This is a genomic window from Bartonella sp. AP57NXGY, from assembly GCF_042195805.1.
Lineage (GTDB): Bacteria > Pseudomonadota > Alphaproteobacteria > Rhizobiales > Rhizobiaceae > Bartonella.
Genome location: NZ_JBHIOZ010000028.1, coordinates 5,820 through 9,399, shown reverse-complemented (window position 1 = coordinate 9,399; position 3,580 = coordinate 5,820). Strand labels below are relative to the sequence as shown.

Here is a 3,580-nt window from a genome sequence, read left to right as displayed (position 1 = left end):
GCACGCAAAGCATTTAAAATTTGCCAGATAACCCGATATTTATCATTGTTGTTCAAAGCCTGTTCCACTGGAGTATCAGGAGGAATACCAATTGGCAAAATGACATATCCCATCTTTTTACCTTCAGAGCGACGCATCACCCGCCCAACCGCTTGCACAACATCAATCTGGCTTTTGCGTGGATTTAAAAACATGATCGCATCAAGAGCCGGAACATCCACCCCCTCAGACAAACACCGAGCATTGGTCAAAATACGACAAACATCCTCACCACTATCAGCTTTCAACCAGTCAAGTAATGCACCACGATCCTTCGCATTAAAAGTGCCATCAACATGCTCAATTTCACACTTCAGAAAATGCTCATTTTCTGTATCCTCTTTCGTATAATCAAGATATTCTCTAACAACCGTAGAAAACTCATCACGCACAAGTTCAGAACTTTTAATAGTTTTACAAAACGCTAAAGCACGATGCATAGGATATAAATCCGCACCAACATCAGCCTTCATATTTTGTTTTGTCAAAGCCTTATAACAGCCAATAATCTTTGTTGCATCATCAAGAATAAGCTCAGTATCGCTATCACTAAGGCGCTTCTGAACAGCGGAACTGACCAATTTTTCGTCCATTGCTAAGACAATAACCTTATAATCTGTTAAAAGATCATTTTGTACTGCCCATGAAAAACCCCGATAAAAAAGTGTTTTACCAAAAAGCTTTTCATCATCCATAGAAGCAAGAACAGCATTAACTTCATTCGCGCGACTTTTTGCGTTATCACCAAAAATACGTGGTGTCGCTGTCATATAAAGGCGTTTCTTGGCACGAATAACATCATTGGAATGCACCTTAACAAAATTGGATTCATCCTCGCCCACCAGCGTTGCCCCTGTTGTACGGTGCGCTTCATCACAAATGATAAGATCAAATGTTGGCAAACCATAGTTTTTCTGAGCATCAGCAATCACCTGAATAGATTGATAGGTTGCAAACACCACGATCATCTTATCTGCAACACTCTTCGCCACCTGTTCTGCAAGTTTAGCAGCATCGGTTGTCGCCGGAAAAGCAAGATCAAACACATCAATTTCAGCAACATCATCACTATTTTTACGACGCTTTCCCACTTGTGTATCGGAACAAACAGCAAAAGATCTCAATCCGATTCCTGCATCCGTTGTCCATTCACGAACCGTCTGTGACATCAGTGCCAAGGAAGGAACAAGAAACAAAACAAACTTGCCTTCACCCGCCAAATCCTCAGCAATTTTAAGACTGGTAAATGTCTTACCAGTACCACAAGCCATAATAAGCTTCCCCCGATCTGCTTGAGCAAGCCCAGCACGCACATCACGCAATGCTTCCAATTGATGTGGACGGATTTTCTTTTTATCCTCCAAAACAACTTTGCCCTGGGCTGCAAAAGTTTCCCAACGGATCGGACTTTGTTGTATATCGGAAAGATTAATCCGTATAACAGGAATATCCTGCCCCCGTATCATTGTTTCAGCGTTATCACTCCAAGTACTTTCAGTACTATCTATAATAACACGCCGCTTGAATGGAGCTTTCCCTGATGCCGAAATAAAACTATCAATATCTGCTTTTCTAATCCGATAGGCTGCATCATAAAATTTACATTGGATTGCCGCAAAACCCCCTCCATCACGAAGCTTTGCCACAAGATCGATACCAGTATCACGACCATCCCAATCATTTTCATGAGCCCAATCTTTAAAGGTTTGAACCTTCTCATAACACCCAGACTGAAGAGGATCATGTGTCAGATAAGCAAGAGCAAAACGCTCAAAATATGTACCTTTATCTCGTTCGGTACGCGCTTCATCACGATAGCTCTGTAAAAGCGATTGCAGCGTCGTCATGCTTTTCTCTCTATTAAAAACATCTTCAATTATCGAATCTAGACCTATTCATTAATGCCTCTTGTTCTACCCAAAAAACTTAAAAAAAGCTTAAAATTGCTTGATTTTAAGATATTTCTTCTATGCTTAATTAAATCAACAAGAGAGAATCTTTTGATCTTTTTGAGTATCCCCCAAATCATATGATGCATTTATTGATGTCTATATCCCTATGGAAATAAACGGTAAGGCGTGATGATTTTGAAAATATTTTTTGCCTTTTGTTAAGAATACACAATAAAGTGCGCAATAATTTTAGGATTTAGCTTAAGAATGAGAGGAGGAAATGGATAGGACACCTGCGAACACACAAGACACCAAGGAAGAAACTCCACACACAAAACAGCGCATTTTACGAACGATCATGCATATAATTTCACTATAATACGCAAAATATTAGTCGTGATATTCAAAATATTGATTTTTGAAATATTTCTTTTTCTTTTGTTCTTTCGTAGACTAATTATTCGCTTCTTATACTTTATAGCGGGTGGTTTTAGAATTCTTTTTTATATGTACAATATATTGATTTATAATGATAATATAGCGTCATTCATATTAAATTAGAACTCTGAATAACGTAAGATTTTCTCATTTCAAATCTGTTTATCTTGAATCAATCAAAACCACCTGCTTGCACATCACAAGCGGGATGAGTGTGTGGAGAAAAACTGTACAAGAAATGACTAAAAATGGCTCTTATGAACCGCCGCCTTAATGCAAGGTCTATCGCAACACCCACGAGCTGGCAAATATAATGATGGTGCCGGCTTATTACTTCATAAGCGTAAAGATGGAGGTGCTCAATAGATTTACCATGAACAGCGTCGCAAAATAGGCTTGGATACCTTGAGAAATGTTTCTTTAAAACAAGAGTGTTAATGTGCAACACAATGGCGCTCTGTATCGAACTTGTAGCAGGAGGAAGAATACCATACCAACTAGACATACCATTGCTCATCACTAGCGCCATTATGTTCTTTAGCAGCATAACTGCAGCTTGGTATTACGATGCTCTTACTTCATCTCACATCTGCTGAATATGAGCTTATTCTTTTTCAATAAATGAAAGCCCCTTTCATTCATACATCATTCAAAATAAGAAGCTATCCGCCTCTCAAACTTTTTGTTGTCCTCACCAAACTCATGAAATCAAACCCGCATCTCACGGTATTAGTTCTTAAGATCACGCGCCCCCTACCGAGTATCTGACGGCATCCTTACCCTAGAAACTCAAATGGCTTGTTTATCCTTCAGCTCCAAAATCATGAGATAAGGCAGAAAAAAGCGATGCCTTAAACAAAATATTCTAAAGAAAGCTAAGTTACTCGCATAAAGGAACAGAAAATGGCTGTGTCTTAGGTCACATTTTAAAACTTGAGCACGATCATAATTTATTTGCATAAACCTAAACACCTATAATTTGCACCACCTTCTGCAAAACTAAAAGTGAGAAATCCTCATAACCTCTTTTCCGAAAATCTTAAAAAGACTAAACGAAACCTCTTAAACTGCTCAACTATCTCGATACCAGTTCATTTTTTTGGAAGAACGGAGGTTTAAGCTGTTTTTGGCATCAACCTTCTTTTTTGTTCTTTTGTTTGTTAGCAGATATACTATTCACTTCCCCCGCCTCTTTTTAGGTTAAATCTTAA

The 3,580-nt window shown here is 38.6% G+C and carries 1 protein-coding gene and 1 pseudogene; one reads left to right on the top strand and one right to left on the bottom strand.

Translation table 11 applies throughout. The features are described from left to right. Positions 1-1,886, bottom strand: a 1,886-nt coding sequence (locus tag ACFIL8_RS04670; protein ID WP_375689024.1) for a DEAD/DEAH box helicase family protein, incomplete at its 3' end; no start/stop codon positions are given. A 731-nt stretch (positions 1,887-2,617) separates the two neighbouring features. On the opposite strand from ACFIL8_RS04670, the pseudogene ACFIL8_RS04665 reads away from it, so the two are divergent. Further along, a pseudogene (locus tag ACFIL8_RS04665) lies at positions 2,618-2,804 on the top strand (integrase); the annotation flags it as partial. Positions 2,805-3,580 lie beyond the last annotated feature (776 nt).